Annotated in this window: 5 protein-coding genes and 1 pseudogene; all 6 read left to right on the plus strand. The window is 42.3% G+C overall.

Annotation, left to right across the window (positions count from 1 at the left end; all coding sequences use genetic code 11):
• On the plus strand, nt 1-4,527 hold a 4,527-nt coding region (locus QUA23_RS28610), incomplete at its 5' end, for an AAA family ATPase (RefSeq protein ID WP_333079198.1).
• A 195-nt stretch (nt 4,528-4,722) separates the two neighbouring features.
• Nucleotides 4,723-10,191: an AAA family ATPase gene (locus tag QUA23_RS28615; protein ID WP_333079197.1), complete on the plus strand. Its 5,469-nt coding sequence runs from the start codon at nt 4,723-4,725 to the stop codon at nt 10,189-10,191.
• A gap of 195 nt (nt 10,192-10,386) precedes the next feature.
• Nucleotides 10,387-16,647 (plus strand): AAA family ATPase, encoded by a 6,261-nt coding sequence (locus tag QUA23_RS28620; RefSeq protein WP_333079195.1) that lies wholly within the window; start codon nt 10,387-10,389, stop codon nt 16,645-16,647.
• Nucleotides 16,648-16,774: 127 nt separating this feature from the next.
• Complete coding sequence (locus QUA23_RS28625) at nt 16,775-19,492, plus strand: ATP-binding protein (protein WP_333079194.1); 2,718 nt, start codon at nt 16,775-16,777, stop codon at nt 19,490-19,492.
• Between the two features lie 13 nt (nt 19,493-19,505).
• The gene (locus QUA23_RS28630; RefSeq protein WP_333110640.1) at nt 19,506-20,789 is read left to right on the plus strand and encodes a response regulator; all 1,284 of its coding nucleotides are present in this window, start codon (nt 19,506-19,508) and stop codon (nt 20,787-20,789) included.
• Nucleotides 20,790-20,879: 90 nt separating this feature from the next.
• A pseudogene (locus QUA23_RS28635) lies at nt 20,880-21,073 on the plus strand (hypothetical protein); the annotation flags it as partial.

Consider the following 21,073-nt stretch of genomic DNA (forward strand, 5'->3'; position numbering starts at 1 on the left):
AGCTTTGAATTAGGAAAGCGGGATATATGCGATCGCTTTACTATCCCCGACCAACTCTATGGTCGAGAAAAAGAAGTTAATTACCTATTAGCTGCCTTTGAGCGAATCAGCACAGGTAGCACCGAAATGATGCTAGTAGCAGGTTTTTCAGGAATTGGAAAAACCGCAGTTATCAACGAAGTTCATAAACCCATTGTCCGTCAGCGTGGTTATTTTATTAAAGGAAAATATGACCAATTTCATCGCAACATTCCCTTCAGCGCCTTTGTGCAAGCATTCCGGGATTTAATGGGGCAATTGCTATCAGAATCGGATACCCAATTGCAAAGATGGAAAACCCAGGTTTTAGCAGCAGTGGGAGACAACGGACAAGTCTTGATTGATGTGATTCCTGAGTTAGAAGGAATAATTGGCGCTCAACCTCCTGCAACAGAATTGTCAGGAAGTGCCGCCCAAAATCGCTTTAATCTGCTCATGCAAAAATTTATGCAAGTTTTTACAAGCAAAGAACATCCTTTAGTGATGTTTTTGGATGACTTGCAATGGGCGGATTCAGCCTCCCTAAATTTGCTACAACTATTGATGAGGGATACAGGATATTTATTAGTATTGGGGGCCTATCGAGATAATGAAGTTTCGCCTGTGCATCCATTTATCTTAACAGTGGATGAGATAGTTAAAACAGGGGCAACAGTGAAGAGGATTACTTTGCCAGCGTTAAGCGAACCAGATATGAATTTGTTGGTGGCAGATACGCTAAACTGCAAGTCATCCCTGGCCCAACCTTTGACAAAATTAGTGTATCAAAAAACTCAGGGAAATCCTTTCTTTGCTACTCAGTTTCTCAAGGCATTACATGACGATAAGCTAATTAGCTTTAATTGGGAGATTCGGCATTGGCAGTGCGATCTTGCTGGGGTCAAAGCCTTAGCGATCACTGATGATGTCGTTGAATTCATGGCTTTGCAATTGCAGAAGTTGCCGCCAGAAACTCAGGATGTTATCAAATTAGCTGCTTGTATTGGAGCGCAGTTTGATTTGAATACGTTAGTAATTGTCAGTGAGCAATCTGCGGGAATGACGGCTACGGCTTTATGGAAAGTAATGCAGGAAGGTTTGGTGATTCCCACGACCAAAATTTATAAGTTCTTTACCCAATCGAATAGTGATGAAGTTTTCAAGGCTTCAGCTAATCCCACTTATCGATTTTTACACGATCGCGTCCAACAAGCTGCCTATTCTCTGATTCCCGATGAGCAAAAAACAGCAACTCACCTCAAAATAGGACAATTAATTCTACAAAATTCCTCAGAGATAGACCCCGAGGAAAAAGTGTTTGATATTGTCGGGCATTTTAATTTAGGAATTGAGTTAATTACTCAACCGAGCGAACGAGAAGCATTAGCTCAACTGAATTTGAAAGCTGGAGTTAAGGCGAGAAAGTCTACAGCTTACGCCGCAGCAAGGATTTATTTACAAATAGGAATTGAGTTACTTACAAGCAAGTGCTGGGTTCATCAGTATGAATTGACTCTAAATCTCTATGTAGCTGCTGCCGAAGTTGTCTATTTGAATCATGACTTTGATGGAATGGAACAGATGGCCACACTGGTGTTGCAATCAGCTCAGACAATTTTAGACAAAGTTAAAATTTACGAAATTTTAATCGTCGCCCAGACAGCCCAAGGCAAGACGTTAGAAGCGATCGCGGTAGGGAGAGATGCACTCTTACAATTGGGTGTTAAACTCCCCACCGAAACTGATGAAACCCAAATTGGCAAAGCACTACAAACCCTTGGCAGCCAACAAGGTGGCAAACTGATTGAAGAACTGGTTGACTTACCTGTGATGACAAATCCACAGACTCAGGCAGCAATACAACTATTGGGAGCTTTATTTCCGCCCGTTTTTCTGGGAATGCCGGGATTGCTACCCATTCTTAGCTCCATGATGGTGAGTTTATCCATCGACTTTGGGAATGCACCCGCATCGACGGTGGGGTATGCAATTCACGGAATGGTCTTGTGCGCCTTTTTGGAAGAGGTGGAAACAGGCTATAGCTTTGGTAAATTGGCGATGAATTTGCTCGATCGGTTCAATATCCCCGAACTCAAAGCCACAATTCCAGCTTTTTTTGGGAGCTTTATTCAGCATCGCCAAGAAGCTATAAGGGCAACGATACCGACGCTGAAAGGTAGCTATACGGCTGCTATGGAAACAGGAAATTTTTTACAATCTGCCTATAGCATACTCCTCTACCTGGAATCCAACTTTTTTAGTGGGGTGGAACTTGACACTTGGGAGACCGAAATAGCAAGTTATAGTGCTGCGATGACACAGGCAAAACAATATTCGGCTCAGGCGTATTTTGATATTATTCAGCAGACTGTGAATAACTTTAGGATAGTCTGTATTCCGTCTGATTGCTTAATCGGCTCTGCCTACGATGAAACGGTGATGCTTCCTCAGCATCATCAGAATAATGAACTTACGGCGATCGCCAAGGTCTATGTTTACAAACTTTTACTTGCCTACTGTTATGGAAACAATACGTCTGCCCTAGGCTACATTGCCCAAGCCAAGCCGTATTTGATGGCAATATCGGGATTGATTCATGTGCCCATTTTCCATTTCTATGCAGCCTTGACGTACTTGGCAATCTTCCCCACCAAGCCAGAGCAGGAGCAATCCGAAATACTCGCCATGGTGGAAACTCATCAAAATATTCTACAACAGCGGGCGCAAAATGCTCCCATGAATCATCTGCATAAGTGGTATTTGGTTGAAGCAGAAAAGCATCGAGTTTTGGGTAATAAATCTGAGGCGATTGAACACTATGACCTGGCTATATCCCTCGCTAAGAAAAATCAATTTCTTAACGAAGAAGCATTAGCTAATGAACTGGCAGTAAAATTTTATCTAGAATGGGGTCAAGAAAAATTTGCCAAAATTTATGCACTGGAGGCTTACTATGCCTACAGTCGTTGGGGAGCCAAAGCTAAAGCTATTGATTTAGAACAACGTTATCCTCAACTCCTGCTTCCTATTCTTCAACAAGCTAGCTCCTATGCTTCCTTCAAGGAAACTATTACGCGGGAAACGATCGCTTCTAGGAGCTCTTCTAGTAGCAACTCTGAATTTCTAGATTTGTCTACTCTGATCAAAGCCTCTCAAGCCATTTCAGGGGAGATTGAACTAGATAAACTCCTGACTACTCTTTTAAAAATAGTGATTACAAATGCTGGGGCAAACCGGTGTGTATTATTGCTTAAACAAGATATTGAGTTACAGGTAGTAGCCCTTGTCGTAGAGGGGCAGGAACCCCAACTATTACCATCAATACCACTAGAATTAAGTCAGGATGTAGCGATTAGTTTGGTGAATACTGTCAAGCGGAGTTTGAAACCGCTGGTACTTGCCGATGCGAGAGTAAATCCTCAGTTTGCTGGAGATAGTTACATTGAACAGCACCAGCCAAAAAGCGTTCTGTGTAGTCCAATCCTTAATCAAGGCAAGTTGATTGGAATTTTATATCTGGAAAATAACTTGACGGTGGGGGCATTTACGAGCGATCGCGTTGAAGTGCTGAATCTAATTTGCTCTCAAGCTGCCATTTCTTTGGAAAATGCCCGTCTTTATCAAGAATCCCAACAAGCCCTTACAGACCTCAAACAGGCACAACTAAAAATAGTCCAAAGTGAAAAAATGTCGGCATTGGGCAATTTAGTAGCTGGGGTCGCTCACGAAATCAACAACCCTGTAGGCTTCCTTGCTGGCAACATTACCCCTGCTTTAGATTACATTAATGATTTGTTTGGATTGCTGGATCTATTTGGGCAAGAATATCCTAATTACACTGCGGCAATTCAAGAGGAAATTGAAGCGATAGACCTCGATTATATCCGGGAAGACTTACCAAAGTTAGTGGGTTCCATGAGCGAAGGAGTCAAGCGAATCAAAAGCATCAGCACCAGTCTTCGCATCTTTTCCCGTGCCGATAGCGATCGCCCCGTCCCCTCCAATATCCACGAAGGCCTCGAAAGCACCTTGATGATCCTCAAACATCGCCTCAAAGCTTCGGACACACGCCCAGAGATTCAAGTCATCAAGAAATACGGTGATTTGCCGAAAGTAGAGTGCTATGCAGGTCAGCTAAATCAAGTTTTTATGAATCTGTTGAGTAATGCGATCGATGCCCTGGATGAATCAAATACTGGACGGAGCTTTGCAGAGATTAAAGCGACTCCTAATAAAATTATTATCGAAACCAAATTATCGGGCGATCGGCAGCAAGTTGTGATTCGCATCAAAGACAATGGGGTTGGCATTAATGAGTCGGTGCGAGACAAGATTTTTGATGATTTATTTACGACGAAGGAAGTCGGTAAAGGCACAGGGTTGGGGTTGGCGATCGCACGGCAGATTGTTGTTGAGAAACACTCTGGTATTTTAGAAGTAAATTCAGCGTTAGGTCAAGGTGCAGAGTTTTTGATTACAATTCCCGTCAAGACAATAGAATCAAGATAGTTGTGATGCAGCAATGAATGACATCCTCCTGTGGTTCGTCCGCAGATCTCGTGCTGGGAAAGGTTGATATTAGAACAATATAGACCATTAGCCAATAAAGTTAAAAACATTAGTATCAATTGGGGATTTTTCCCGATCTGGTTGATAAACTATACCCTAGAGTTATAGTTGAGCAATTTTTTTGAGGACTGAAAAATGGATGTCATCATTCCCCTAGCTGGATATCGGCTCGCAGAAAAAATCTATGCAGGCTCTCGCACCCTCGTTTATCGGGGTGTTCGAGAGAGCGATCGCACTCCTGTTGTCATCAAACTACTACGAAACGAATACCCGAATTTCAACGAACTTGTCGGGTTTCGCAATCAGTACACCATTGCTAAAAATCTTAATTTTCCTAGCATTATCCACCCCTTGACTCTAGAAGTCAACCACAATAGCTATGCCTTAGTCATGGAGGATTTTGGAGGAGTCTCTCTCTCTACTTATCTCAGGGTTGCTAACGCTCAAAACCCTGCTAAATCTTTATCTTTAACAGAATTTCTCAATCTGGCTCTACAACTCACAAACATTCTCCACTATCTCTACCAAAACCGAGTCATTCACAAAGATATCAAACCCGCCAATATTTTAATTAATCCCGAAACCAAACAAATTAAACTAATTGACTTTAGTATCGCATCTCTCCTACCACGAGAAACCCAAGAAATTAAAAATCCCAATGTCTTAGAAGGAACATTAGCCTATCTTTCTCCCGAACAAACCGGACGGATGAATCGAGGCATTGACTATCGTAGTGACTTTTATTCCCTGGGTGTGACCTTTTATGAATTGTTGACAGGATCGTTACCATTTGTCTCAGAAGATGCGATGGAATTAGTGCATTGTCATCTCGCGAAACAGGCGATACCCCTCCATCAACTTTATCCAGAAATCCCCCTGGTTTTATCTGAAATTGTTAGTAAGTTGATGGCAAAAAATGCCGAAAACCGCTATCAAAGTGCATTAGGACTGAAATATGATTTAGAGAAATGTTTAACTCAAGTTCAAGAAACTGGTCAGATTGAATCTTTTGAACTGGGAGACGGAGATATCAGCGGTCGCTTTACTATCCCCGAAAAACTCTACGGTAGAGAAAAAGAAGTTACTGAATTATTAGCTGCCTTTGAACGAGTCAGCGCAGGTAACACAGAAATGATGCTAGTGGCAGGTTTTTCTGGAATCGGTAAAACTGCCGTTGTCAATGAAGTTCATAAACCGATTGTCCGTCAGCGCGGTTATTTTATCAAAGGCAAATATGACCAATTTCAGCGGAATATTCCCCTCAGTGCCTTTGTGCAAGCTTTCCGTGACTTAATGGGGCAATTGATCTCCGAATTGGATACACAACTGCAAACATGGAAAACCCGGATTTTAGCAGCAGTGGGAGATAACGGACAAGTTTTGATTGACGTAATTCCTGAATTGGAAAACATCATCGGTAAACAGTCACCAGCAGCAGAACTATCAGGAAGTGCAGCCCAAAATCGCTTTAATATGCTGATGCAGAAATTTGTGCAAGTTTTTACAAGTAAAGAACATCCTTTAGTGATGTTTTTAGATGACTTGCAATGGGCGGATTCAGCATCCCTGAAGTTGCTACAATTATTGATGGAAGATACGGGATATTTATTGGTATTAGGTGCTTATCGGGATAATGAAGTTTCCCCTGTACATCCATTGCTATTCACAGTGGATGAAATTGTCAAAACAGGGGCCAGGGTAAATACAATTACTTTATCACAGTTAAGCGAACCCGATCTGAATCGGTTGGTAGCAGATACACTAAATTGCGAGTTATCTATTGCGGAACCTTTAACAAAATTAGTGGCTCAAAAAACGAAAGGAAATCCTTTCTTTGCTACCCAGTTTCTCAAGGCATTACATGACGATAAGTTGATTAGCTTTGATTGGAATATCCAGCATTGGCAGTGCGATCTTGCTCAAGTCAAAGCTTTAGCAATTACTGATGATGTGGTAAAATTTATGGCTATGCAATTGCAGAAATTGCGGACAGAGACTCAGGATATACTTAAACTAGCTGCTTGTATTGGGGCGCAGTTTGATTTGAATACCTTGGTAATTATCAGCGCTCAATCTATGGAAACGACGGCGAAGGCTTTATGGAAAGCATTACAAGAAGGTTTGGTGATTCCCACAACTAAAATTTATAAATTCTTTACCCAATTGGATAGTGAAGAAATTTTCCAAGCCTCAGCCAATCCGACATATCGGTTTTTGCACGATCGTGTCCAACAAGCTGCTTATTTTCTAATTCCTGCGGAACATAGAGAAGCAACCCACCTCAAGATCGGACAACTCCTATTGAGAAACTTTACGGCAGCAGAAAGAAACAACCAAATATTTGAAATTGTAAATCAACTGAATATGGGAAGTGGGTTGATCGACCAGCAATCTGAGCGATATGAAGTCGCCCAGTTAAATTTACTGGCCGGACAGAAAGCCAAGCTATCTACTGCCTATGTTGCTGCATTAAACTATCTAACTACAGGCATTAAACAGTTGACGACTGATAGTTGGTCAACTCAATATAACCTATCGCTAGAGTTGTATGGAAAAGCAGCGGAGGCAGCATATCTTAGTAGCAATTTTGGGCAGATCCAGGAGTTGATTGAAGTCGTCTTACATCAATCTAAAACCTTATTAGACAAAATCAATGTCTACAATACCAAAATGCAGGCTTGTATGGCTCAAAATCAGTTGCTAGAAGCCATACAAACGGGATTGCACGTTTTGCAATTGTTGGGGTTAAAGTTTCCTGAAAATCCCCAACAGTCTGATGTCCAAGCCAAACTAGAAGCAACTCTGTCTGCTTTGGCGGGCAGGTCTCCCATAGACTTGATTATATTGCCAGAAATGACCGATCCGTTCAAACAGGCGGCCATGCAGATTCTTGGCAGTTTGGCTCCCTGTGCTTACCAGGCTGCACCGTTGTTGCTGCCATTAGTCGTGTCAGAACAGGTTAACTTATCAATTCAATATGGCAATACCGGGCTCTCAGCTCCTAGTTACGGCTACTTTGGCCTAATTCTTTGTGGCGTTATGGTAGACATTGAGACAGGCTATCAATTCGGTCAACTTGCTTTAAGCTTGCTCAATAAACTTAATGCTAAAGATATTCAAGCCAGAACGATCTTTGTAGTAAATGCAAATATTCGGCATTGGCGGGAACCCCTTCAAAAAACCTTGGAACCATTGCAATCAGCTTATGCAATTGGGTTGGAAACAGGAGATTTAGAATTTGCCGCATTGTCTACATACATCTACGTTTATCATGCCTATCTGGCAGGAAATGAGCTGTCAGTAATGGAAAGGGAAATTACTAGCTACAACCAAGCATTAGCTCAAGTCAAACAGATCAATTCGCTAAATTTTAATCAGATTTTGCATCAAGCCATTTTAAATTTGACTCAGCAGGTCGAACAGCAAACCAAGTTGAGTGGTAATATCTATGACGAGCAGGTGATGCTGCCACTACACCAACAAGCCAATGATGCAACTGCTATTTTCTACGTTTACTTTAATAAACTAATTCTCTGCTACTTGTTTGAGCAGTTTTTTGAAGCAGTTGAGAATGCAGCAGCAGCCAAAGCATATTTAAGAGGTGTGACAGCGAATTTTGTAGTGGGGGTATTTTATTTTTACGATTCCCTCACCCAACTAGCCATATTAGAAGACGCATTGGAATCTGAAAGCAGCAGAATTCTTGAAAATATTCGAGCTAACGTAGAAAAAATACAGGACTGGGCACATTATGCGCCTACAAATCATCAACATAAGCTCGATCTGATCTACGCAGAACAATATCGCGTTTTAGGCAATAAAGCCGAGGCAATTGACTGTTATGACCGTGCCATTGCGGCAGCCAAAGAAAACGAATATATCCAAGAAGAAGCCTTAGCTAATGAACTAGCAGCTAAATTTTACCTGGATTGGGGAAAAGAAAAAATTGCCGCTGGATATATGCAAGAAGCCTACTATTGCTATGCCCGATGGGGCGCTAAAGCCAAAGTCGCCGACTTGGAAACCCGCTATCCCCAACTCATGGCCCCCATCCTCCAGCAAACCCGTTCTCCTTTCTTCCCTCACGAAACTATCTTCTCATTGGGAAGTGTTACCTCCACCAGTTCCCCCACTTCTAGCAGTAGCAGCATCTCTGTGGCTTTAGATTTAGCGGCCATTCTCAAAGCTTCCCAAACCCTTTCTGGGGAAATCGAACTCGAAAAACTACTTTCAAAGTTGCTAGATATCGTCATTGAAAATGCGGGAGCAGATCGGTGTGTGTTCATGCTTTTAGAGTCAGGTCGTTTACTGATTCAGGCGTTAGCGCGGCTTTCCCAGAGCGGTGGAAATAGCCAGACTACCCAAGTCGAATTTTACCCGATGTTGCTCAATCCACAACCTATTGAAAACTCTATTGATGTGCCAGTTAGCTTAATTAATACTGTTAAACGCAGCTTACAACCTGTGGTGATTATTGATGCAACGGTGCATCCTAAATTGAGCAACGATCCGTATATTCAGCAACAGCAACCCAAGAGTATCTTGTGTAGCCCGATTTTGCATCAAGGTAAGTTGCTAGGCATTTTGTATTTAGAAAATAATCTAGCAACGGGAGCATTTACCAGCGATCGCGTGGAACTGCTCAACTTACTTTGCACTCAGGTCGCAATTTCTTTACAAAACGCTCGACTTTATGCCAGAGAACAGGAAAAATCACAAGATTTAGAACAAGCGCTAACTAATCTGCAAAACGCCCAAATCCAACTTATCCAAGGTGAAAAAATGTCAGCCTTGGGTAACTTAGTCGCTGGTGTCGCTCATGAAATTAACAACCCTGTCGGCTTCCTGACTGGCAACATTACCCCAGCCTTAGATTACATTAACGATTTGTTTGGATTGATCGATCTAGTGCAAAAAAAATATCCCCAACTAGAGCCAGAGATTCAAGAAGAAATCCAAACCATTGAGCTGGACTACATCCGGGAAGACTTACCCAAGTTAATTGAATCGATGCAAGAAGGCGTGAAGCGAATTCAAGACATTAGCATTAGTTTGCGGACATTCTCCCGTGCGGATAGCGATCGCCCCGTAGCCTGTAATATTCACGATGGCATTGATAGCACAATTATGATCCTTAAACATCGTCTGAAAGCCAACGACACTCACCCCGAAATCCAAGTTATTAAGGACTATGGCGCTCTCCCAAAAATCGAATGCTATGCCGGACAATTAAATCAGGTATTTATGAATATTTTGGGGAATGCGATCGATGCTTTGGATGAATCAAATATTGGACGTAGCTATGCAGAAATTAAAGCCAATCCCAATCAAATTATTGTGAAGACGGAGTTATCTACCGACCAAAAACACGTAATAATTCGGATTAAAGACAATGCTATTGGCATGACTGAAGCAGTTCGGGAAAAGGTTTTTGATAATTTATTTACAACAAAAGCGGTTGGGAAAGGAACGGGATTGGGATTGGCGATCGCGCGTCAAATTGTAGAAGAAAAACACTCAGGTATTTTAGAAGTAAATTCAACGTTAGGTCAAGGTGCAGAGTTTGTAATTACAATTCCCATCAATGCAATAGAATCAAGATAGTTGTGATACGGCAATGGATGACATTTTCCTTTAGTTTCTCGGCAGAGATAGTGCTGGGAAAGGTTGAGATTAGCGGCAATACAGACCTCAAGCCAATAAAGTTAAAAACATTAGTATCAATTGGGATGTTTCCCGATCTGGTTGATAAGCTATAACTATAAGGTGTAGCCACCGAAATTTTTTGAGGACGGGAAAATGGATGTCATCACTCACCTACCTGGGTATCAGATTGCAGAACAAATCTATGCAGGCTCTCGCACCCTCGTTTATCGGGGTGTTCGAGAGAGCGATCGCACTCCTGTCGTCATCAAACTACTGCGAAACGAATACCCCAATTTCAGCGAACTTGTCGGGTTTCGCAATCAATATACCATTGCCAAAAATCTTAACTTCCCCAGTATTGTTAAACCTCTGACTCTAGAAGTCTATCACAATAGCTATGCCTTAGTCATGGAGGACTTTGGCGGAGTATCCCTATCTAATTATCTAAAGATAGCAACTGATAAAAACCGACCTGCTAAATCTTTATCTTTAACAGAATTTCTCAATTTGGCCCTGCAACTAACAGACATTCTCCACTATCTCTACCAAAACCGAGTCATTCACAAAGATATTAAACCCGCTAATATTCTGATTAATCCCGACACTAAACAAATAAAACTAATTGATTTCAGTATTGCATCTCTGCTACCACGAGAAACTCAAGAAATTCAGAATCCACACGTCCTTGAAGGGACATTAGCCTATCTCTCTCCCGAACAAACCGGACGAATGAATCGGGGTATTGACTATCGTAGCGACTTTTATGCCCTCGGTGTCACTTTTTATGAATTATTGATAGGACATTTACCATTTATCTCTGATGACCCGATGGAACTGGTGCATTGCCATCTCGCCAAAGAGTCAATACCGATACATCAAATTCATCCAAAAATCCCCATAGTTTTATCGCATATAGTCAGTAAATTGATGGCCAAAAATGCTGAAAACCGCTATCAAAATGCATTAGGATTAAAACATGATTTAGAAATTTGTTTAGCTCACTTAGAAAAAACTGGTAACATTGAGGCTTTTGATTTAGGACAGGAAGATATTACAGACAGGTTCCTGATACCAGAAAAACTGTACGGTAGAGAAAAAGAAGTCGATCGTCTATTAGCTGCCTTTGAAAGAGTCAGCACAGGCAGTACAGAAATGATGCTAGTAGCAGGTTTTTCTGGAATTGGTAAAACCGCAATCGTGAATGAAGTTCACAAGCCAATTGTCCGACAACGTGGCTATTTCATCAAAGGCAAATACGACCAGTTCCAGCGCAATATTCCTTTAAACGCATTTGTGCTAGCCTTCAGGGATTTAATGGGGCAATTAATATCAGAATTAGATGCTCAGTTACAAATATGGAAAAGCAAAATTTTGACAGCAGTTGGCGACAATGGACAAGTCTTGATTGATGTAATTCCTGAGCTAGAACGCATCATTGGTAAACAGCAAATAGCACCAGAACTATCGGGAAGTGCCGCCCAAAATCGCTTTAATCTGCTGATGCAGAAATTTGTGCAAGTATTTACGCAAGCTGAGCATCCTTTAGTAATGTTTTTAGATGATTTGCAGTGGGCAGATTCGGCATCCTTGAAATTGTTGCAACTGTTGATGGAAGATACGGGACATTTATTGGTGTTAGGTGCTTATCGAGATAATGAAGTGTCTCCTACTCATCCATTTATTTTGACGGTGGATGAGATTATTAAATCTGGGGCAACGGTGAATACAATTACTTTGGCTCCTTTGCAAAAAGATGACATTAATCAATTGATTTCAGATACTCTTAGTTGCGGATCAGAGATTGGCAAACCTCTGAAAAAACTGGTGTATCAAAAAACTCAAGGTAATCCCTTTTTTGCTACGCAATTCCTGAAGGCTTTACATGACGATGGGCTGATTACTTTTGAGCCCCCTGTGTCCCCCACCCCCCTTTTATCCCCCCTTACCAAGGCGGGACAGACGGGGGTACAAGGGGGGTGGCAGTGCGATATTGCTCAAGTGAAAGCCTTGGCAATTACTGATGATGTGGTAGAGTTTATGGCACTGCAATTGCAGAAAATGCCGTTTCCTACTCAGGAAATGCTTAAATTAGCCGCTTGTATTGGGTCGCAGTTTGATTTAGCTACTTTGGCAATCGTCAGTGAAAAGTCGGCGGAAGTTGCGGCTACTGCTTTATGGAAATCTTTGCAAGAAGGTTTGATTATTCCGACTACGGAAGCTTATAAGTTCTTTACTCAATCTGATAATGAGTCTGTTTCTAGTGCAGCGGCTAATCCGACTTATCGGTTTTTGCACGATCGCGTCCAGCAAGCTGCCTATTCTCTGATTCCAAACGAGCGCAAGCAAGCAACACATCTACAGATCGGTCAACTACTTTTAAGAAATACTGTTTTGGCAGAGCGTGAGGAAATCTTATTCGAGATTGCCAATCAACTAAATCGCGGTCGCTACTTATTAAACGATCCAGAAGAAAAGGAAAGATTGAGCCAATTAAACTTATTGGCAGGACGAAAAGCTAAAACTTCTACGGCATATACTGTTGCCTGTGAGTATATAACTACTGGCATGGAATTATTGAGAGAAGACTGTTGGAATATTCAATATGAATTATGCTTTGCGCTCCACAAAGAACGGGTTGAACTTGAATATTTGAATGGCAATATTGAAGCATCACAAATCTGGATCGATCGCACTCTAGAACGGACAAAAACTGCCCTAGAAAAGGCAGAGATTTACAACTTGGCAATTATTCAATATACCCTACGAGCTGACTATCCAGAAGCTATTGCTGCGGGGATTAAAGCTTTATCTTTGTTTGGTATTGATATTACCGATGAGGATTTTGAGGTGGTACGCGATCGCGAAATTGCGACTGCTCAAGCCATCTTAGAAAGCCAAGGGATTGCTTCTCTCAGTGATTTACCCATGATGACCGATCCTGAGAAAAAAATGGCTACAAAGTTAGCTATTGCTATGGGCCCGCCCACCTATCGATCGCATCAGCGTCTGTGGTCAGTCATTTGTGCCAAGGCTGTTAATTTGTGTTTGGAGTATGGTAATACGCTTGAAATAGGCTATATTTACCCAGCCTACGGTGGCTTACGTGGTTATGCTTTAAATAACTATCAAAATACAGGTGAGTTAATCGATTTAACGCTGCAATTAATGCCCAAGTTTAATAACAGTTCGGCTGAAAGTGTAGCTTATTTAATGATTGGTAGTTCTCTCCGTCATTGGTCTCACCCTCTTAAGTTAGCCAGCCAAGATTACCAAAAGTCCTATCAAATTGGTTGGGAATCAAGCAATTTACAATATGCTGCTTATGCTTTTGGACACAATATGTACTGTCGTTTTTACCAGGGAGTAGAACTGAATGAATTAGAGGCAGAAATTAATCAAGCGCTGGCTTTTGCTCAACAGCAAAAAAATCAATGGTCTATCGATCTACTAACTGGTGGCCAAATGCTTGTAGCCAAGTTGATAGGAACAAAAACTTGGTCAAAAAGTATAGAAAATGAGTATCTCCAACGCTGCCAAAAACATAAAAACTGGCAAGTTATCTGTATTTATAATATTCTTAAAAGCCAAATCCTCTACCTCTGCGATTGCCCAGAGTCAGCTTTAGAATCTGCCGAAAAAGCTGAAGCTGAGATTGTTAATGTTGCTCCCCAAGGCTTACTTCCCTATGCCAGACATCGCTTTATCTATGCTCTATTGTTATGCCAACGTTACGATCGAATACCACAGGCGAAACAATCCGAGCTGTGGCAAAAGTTGATAGAGTATAAACAGCAATTAGCTGTTTGGGCGCAAAACTGCTCGGAGAATTTTAGCGCTGCCTCCGAGCTAATTTCAGCAGAAATGGCGCGTATTTCTGGAGATAAGTTATCGGCAACTGAACTGTACGATCGCGCCATTTCCCTCGCAAAAGAGCATCAATTTCTCAACGAAGAAGCACTAGCTAATGAACTTGCAGCCAAATTCTATCTTAATTGGGATAAAGAAAAAGTCGCTCAAGCCTACATGATTGAGGCTTATTACTGTTATGCCCGATGGGGAGCCCAAGCCAAAGTTGCCGATTTAGAACAACGTTATCCTCAACTTCTCGATCCTCTCCTTCAGCCACCCCAATGGTCTACCTCTTTTAAGGAAACTCTTACCCTGGAAACGATGGCTTATAACCGCTCTTCTAGCACAGCCTCGGAAGTTCTAGATTTGGCAACTCTGCTCAAGGCATCTCAAGCGATTTCAGGGGCAATTGAACTAGATAAACTCTTGACTACTCTGTTACAAATAGTGATGACAAATGCTGGGGCAAGTAAGTGTGCCTTACTGCTAAAAAAAGATATTGAGTTACAGGTAGCAGCCTTTGTAGAAGAGGGACAAGAACCGCAGCTATTACCACCGATGCCTCTAGAATCAAGTCAGAATGTGGCGATCGCTTTGGTGAATACTGTTAAGCGGAGTTTGAGACCTCTGGTACTGGTTGATGCTAGGTTATGTACTGAGTTTTCTGGAGATAATTACATTGAAAAACACCAGCCTAAAAGTGTGCTTTGTAGTCCCATTCTAAATCAAGGTAAGTTGATTGGGATTTTATATTTAGAAAATAATCTGACAATTGGAGCATTTACAAGCGATCGCGTCGAACTGCTCAATCTGCTCTGCTCCCAAGCAGCAATTTCCCTCGAAAATGCCCGCCTCTATCAACAGTCACAACAAGCTTTGACAGAACTCCGTGCCAGCGAAGCCCGCTTCCATAAGATGGCTGACAATATTCCAGGGATGGTCTTTCAATTACAGTTGGCTGCCGATGGTGCTAAGTCTATAACCTACGCAAGTTCTGGTTGCATCGATCTGTATGAAGCTGAGCCAGAAATGGTGAGGGCAGGAATCATCAATGTCTTCGATGCAGTTTATGCCGGCGATCGCGCTGATGTTGAACAAGCAATTACCAAATCTGCCCAAACCCTGACCCCATTTAATCATGAATGGCGCAGTGTCACCCCGTCCGGCACGATAAAATGGGTGCAAGTGATATCCCAACCAGAACGACGAGGCGATGGGTCAACTGTATGGGATGGTGTTGTCTTTGATGTGAGCGATCGTAAACGCAGCGAAGCTGAATATAAAGCTGCGGAAGCAGCCCTGCAAATTTCCGAACAGAACCTCCGCACTATCTTCAATAACGTTAGTAGTGCCATCATAATTCACGATCTGGATGGCAAGGTGCTCGATGTTAATAACCGAGTGCTAGAAATGTTTGATGTGGAGCGAGAGCAAGCGCTGCAATGCTCGATCTTGGATGACTATTCTACACCGGATAATCCGTTCCATCTAGTAGAAGACTGGTGGAGAAGGGTATTAGCCGGGGAAACGATTCAATTTGAGTGGAATGTCAGAAAAATTGATTCTAATACAGTCTTTGAGGTCTATGTCACCCTCAACCGCATTATCGTCGATGCCAAAGCAGTGATTCTTGGTAATATCCTGGATATTAGCGATCGCAAACGCGCCGAAAATGAACGTCAACAAAAGTCAGAAGCTTTAGAAAAGACTTTACGAGAACTTCAACAAGCTCAAATCCAACTTATCCAAGGTGAAAAAATGTCAGCTTTGGGTAACTTAGTCGCTGGTGTCGCTCATGAAATTAACAACCCTGTCGGCTTCCTGACTGGCAACATTACCCCAGCCTTAGATTACATTAACGATTTGTTTGGATTGATCGATCTAGTGCAACAAAAATATCCCCAACTAGAGCCAGAGATTGAAAAAGAAATCGAAACCATTGAGCTTGACTACATCCGGGAAGACTTACCCAAGTTAATTGAATCGATGCAAGAAGGCGTGAAGCGAATTCAAGACATTAGTATTAGTCTGCGGACATTCTCGCGTGCGGATAGCGATCGCCCTGTAGCCTGTAATATTCACGATGGCATTGATAGCACAATTATGATCCTTAAACATCGTCTGAAAGCCAACGACACTCGCCCCGAAATCCAAGTCATTAAGGACTATGGCAATATCCCAAAAATCGAATGCTATGCCGGACAATTAAATCAGGTATTTATGAATATTTTGGGGAATGCAATCGATGCTTTGAATGAATTAAATATTGGACGGAGTTATGCCGAAATTAAAGCCAATCCCAATCAAATTATCGTCAAGACAGAATTATCGGGCGATAGAAAACAGGTAGTAATTCGCATTAAAGACAATGGTATTGGCATGAGTGAAACGGTGCGGGAGAAAGTTTTTGATAATTTATTTACTACTAAGAGTGTAGGGAAAGGAACAGGATTAGGCTTAGCGATCGCGCGTCAAATTGTAGTAGAAAAACATCACGGACAAATTAAAGTTGATTCTGTCCCTAGCGAGGGGAGTGTGTTTTCGATCACTATCCCTGTCATCTAAGGGAATATAATAGAATTCAATATTATATCAACCCATTTGAAATACTACCCAATTAACGATTGCAAAACATGAGGCTGGCTCACGTTATTTGGGTAAATTTCCAAGTGAACCATTATCTAGGTATAACATGAATCCAAATAAAACCATACCTTTAAGACTTGTGCTAGTAGTTCCGTTTGTATTGCAAGTCTTTGCCACCGTCGGACTGACTGGCTATCTGTCCCTGCGAAATGGACAGATAGCCGTCAATGATGTTTCTAGTCAGTTGCGTGAAGAGATCGGCGATCGCATTAACCAGCAAGTCCTGAACTATTTGGAAAGACCTTATATTGCTGGACAAGCGATCGTCGCGGCTGCTCAAGAGGGGCAGTTAGATTTAACAGATGTCACCAAACTAGAACGGACTTTCTGGCAGTTAGTTAGCCAAGGTACGATCGAATATATGCAAATTGGCGTGGCTGACGGTACGGGTATCACCGTAGACTATACACCCGATGAGGGCATCAATTCTCGTGTCGGGAGCAAAGAGATTTTTCCGCAGCGCGAAATCTACAGGCTGGACGATCGAGGTCAACGGATCGCCTTGATAGAAACTCAAGCAAATTTTGACCCCCGAACTCGACCCTGGTATAAAACTGCACAGAAAGCTAGAAAACCAGTCTGGACATCTCAGCCCTACTTAAGTTACTCGCTTAAATTGGTGACAATTTCTCTATCTCAGCCAATCTATGACAACAATCGAGTATTGTTGGGAATTCAAAACAGTAACTTTCGGATTAGCAAGATTCATACCTTTCTCAGTCAGCTAAAGGTGGGTCAAACAGGACAAACCTTTATCATCGATCGATCGGGCAACTTGATTGCCAGTTCAACGATCGAAAATCCTTACATTATTGATCTTAAAAAAAAGGATTTGCAACAAATTCCTGCCGTCAAGTCTGAAAGTTCTGTAATTAGTGCCACAGCGCAAGCAATCCTCGATCGATTTGGTAACTTTAACGCCATTACACAGAGTCAACAGCTTGATTTTTGGCTGGCAAATCAGCATCAGTTAGTTCAAGTTTCAGCCATTCGAGACGAACGAGGTATCGATTGGCTCAGCGTCATTGTTGTGCCCGAATCAGATTTCATGGCACAAATTGATGCCAACACCCGCACCACTATTCTGCTCTGTTTGGCGGCGTTGGGTTTGGCAACTATTCTAGGCATCTATACTTCTCGCTGGATTACCAGTCCGATTCTGAAATTACAAAAGGCAAGTGAGGCGATCGCATCTGGCGCTCTTGACCAAACAGTGGCAGTTAAAGGGATTGATGAATTAGAAGCCCTGGCTGGTTCCTTTAACCAAATGGCAGGACAATTGCGAACTTCCTTTACAGAACTAGAAACTCGTGTAGAAGAACGCACCGCCGAACTCACTATTGCCAAAGAAGCTGCCGATAATGCCAACCAAGCCAAGAGCGATTTCCTCGCCAACATGAGCCACGAACTTCGCACACCTCTCAACGGGATTCTCGGCTATGCCCAAATCCTCGAACGTACTAAAACTATACCCGAAAAAGAACGTCATGGTGTAAATATCATCCACCAATGCGGCTCTCATCTACTAACATTAATCAACGATATTTTAGACCTTTCCAAAATCGAAGCCCGCAAACTAGAACTTACCTCCAAAGCCATTCACTTGCCATCTTTCCTGCAAGGAGTAGTAGAAATCTGTCGAGTGCGTTCAGACCAAAAAGGTATCGAGTTCATTTATCAACCAGATACAAACTTACCCACAGGAATTCTAACTGACGAAAAACGACTCCGCCAAGTGCTACTCAATCTCTTAGGAAATTCGATTAAATTCACCGATAAAGGCAGCGTGACCCTCAAGGTAGAAGTGATAGAATCAAATGCAGCGATGCCATTGCCTCAGCTTAAATTTCAAGCGATCGATACAGGAGTTGGCATCGCATCTGACCAAGTAAACAAACTATTCCAAGCATTTGAACAAGTAGGCGATCGCAAACGCCACGCGGAAGGCACAGGCTTAGGTTTAGCCATCAGTCAAAGAATTGTGGAATTGATGGGCGGAAAAATTCAAGTTGAAAGCCATCTGGGAATAGGCAGTAACTTCTACTTTGAACTAGCATTGCCGATCGCCACCGACTGGGCACAAAAAAGTTCAGTCAAAGACGGGCGCACAATTATCGGCTATGAAGGGCCACCACGCCACATATTGATCGTGGATGACCGTTGGGAAAATCGGTCAGTATTGGCGAACCTGCTAGAGCCTCTAGGGTTCATATTTACTGAAGCAGAGAATGGTCAAGAAGGCTTAGAAAAAGCTATAGAAAAACTGCCAGATTTAGTTATAACTGACTTAGCGATGCCAGTAATGGATGGCTTTGAAATGCTCAAACAGTTACGCAAATCGGAGGATATCAAGCATTTACGGGTGATAGTATCTTCGGCATCGGTGGCAGAAATAGACCAGCAGAAAAGCTTAGATATGGGTGGAGATGACTTTCTGGCCAAACCCGTTGATGCAGAGGAGTTGTTGACTTTGCTTGCCAAACATTTACAGCTCATCTGGAAATATGATGTAACTGAGTTAACAACAAGCAATAATGAAGTATCCACGAAAGAACTAATTCCCCCATCGGCGGCGGACTTGCAAATTTTACTAGAACTGGCAGAGGATGGCTTCCTCATAGAATTGGCAGAAACCGCCGCTCAAATTGGGCAAAAGGATCAGCGCTATCAGCTTTTTATTCAGCAAGTAATACAATTAGCTAAGCAATTCCAAACTGAGAAGATCGAGGAATTAATTCAACAACATCTCACTAATAATAGTTAAAAGTTGGATGGCTATGACTATGACCACAGGTTTAACTGGCTTAATTTTAATTGTTGATGATACTCCCACCAATTTGGATGTCATCTCGGAAGCGTTGAGTAATGCGGGGTATAAGGTGGCGATCGCTACCAGTGGCGAACGCGCTCTGCAGCAAGTTGAGCGGCGACCGCCCGATCTGATTTTACTGGATGTGATGATGCCGGGAATTGATGGATTTGAAACCTGTCAACGCCTTAAAGCTAATTCCAAAACTTGCGATATTCCAGTTATGTTCATGACCGCTCTGGCTGATGTAGACAACAAAGTTAAAGGGCTTAACCTTGGTGCAGTAGACTACGTTACCAAGCCCTTCCAAGAACAAGAAGTGTTAGCGCGAGTGAAAACTCATTTACAGTTGCGTCTCTTGACTCAAAACTTAGAACAGCAAGTGGCTCAAAAAACTGCTGAATTACAAGCAGCTCATATCCAAGTCATTCAACGCGAAAAATTGTCTGCTTTGGGCAACTTGGTGGCTGGTGTTGCCCACGAAATTAATAACCCCGTTGGCTTTCTTTATGGCAATATTCAGCCCGCTTTAGACTACATCAAAGATTTGTTTGGATTGCTGGATTTAGTTCAGCAAGAATCTGCTAATTTCAGTGTGGCAATTCAAGAGCAAATTGAAGCGATTGACCTCGACTACATCCGTGAAGACTTACCTAAGTTAGTTGCCTCGATGCAAGAAGGAGTAAACCGGATTAAAGACATTAGCATTAGCTTGCGGACATTCTCGCGTGCTGATAGCGATCGCCCCGTTGGCTGCAATATCCACGACGGGATGGATAGCACAATTATGATCCTCAAACATCGCCTCAAGGCAAACGACACTCGCCCTGAGATTCTGGTCATTAAAGAGTATGGTGATTTACCGGAAGTAGAATGCTATGCAGGACAGATCAATCAGGTATTTATTAATTTGTTGGCTAATGCGATAGATGCTTTAGAAGAAGCAAATGCGGGACGTAGTTATGCTGAAATCAAAATTAATCATAATCAAATTATTATCAAGACTGAATTATCGGCAGATCGGCAGAAAGCAATAATTAGTATCAAAGATAACGGTATTGGCATGAGTGAGACGGTGAGGCAGAAGGTTTTTGACCACTTATTTACAACTAAAGGTGTGGGTAAAGGCACGGGATTGGGATTGGCGATAGCACGGCAGATTGTAGTTGAGAAACACGGCGGTACAATCGAGGTAAATTCTGTAGTTGGAGAAGGGACGGAGTTTACGATATCATTGCCCACAAACGGATGAAGTTAATTATGCGCTCGCCGCCTGTAACTCTTACGCACAGAGGCGCACATTAATTTTTAGCAGTTAATATTTGAGATGAGGATAGCCAAAATGAATGCAGGTAGAGATTTAACCAGTCCCATTGCCGGATACCGTCTAATCGAGCAACTGTACAGTGGTTCTAAAACCCTGGTTTATCGAGCCAGCCGAGAAATAGATCGGCTTCCAGTTGTCATTAAACTATTAAATCGAGACTATCCCAGCTTCAGCGAACTGCTGCAATTCCGCAACCAGTACACCATCGC

Origin of the sequence: Microcoleus sp. Pol1C5 (assembly GCF_036701115.1) — a bacterium.
Classification (GTDB): domain Bacteria; phylum Cyanobacteriota; class Cyanobacteriia; order Cyanobacteriales; family Microcoleaceae; genus Microcoleus.

Excerpts from the sequence above, each read along its gene's own strand:
- QUA23_RS28625 (WP_333079194.1), top strand. The coding sequence starts at position 16,775 with ATGAATCCAAATAAAACCATACCTTTAAGACTTGTGCTAGTAGTTCCG.
- QUA23_RS28620 (WP_333079195.1), top strand. The coding sequence starts at position 10,387 with ATGGATGTCATCACTCACCTACCTGGGTATCAGATTGCAGAACAAATC.
- QUA23_RS28630 (WP_333110640.1), top strand. The coding sequence starts at position 19,506 with ATGACTATGACCACAGGTTTAACTGGCTTAATTTTAATTGTTGATGAT.
- QUA23_RS28615 (WP_333079197.1), top strand. The coding sequence starts at position 4,723 with ATGGATGTCATCATTCCCCTAGCTGGATATCGGCTCGCAGAAAAAATC.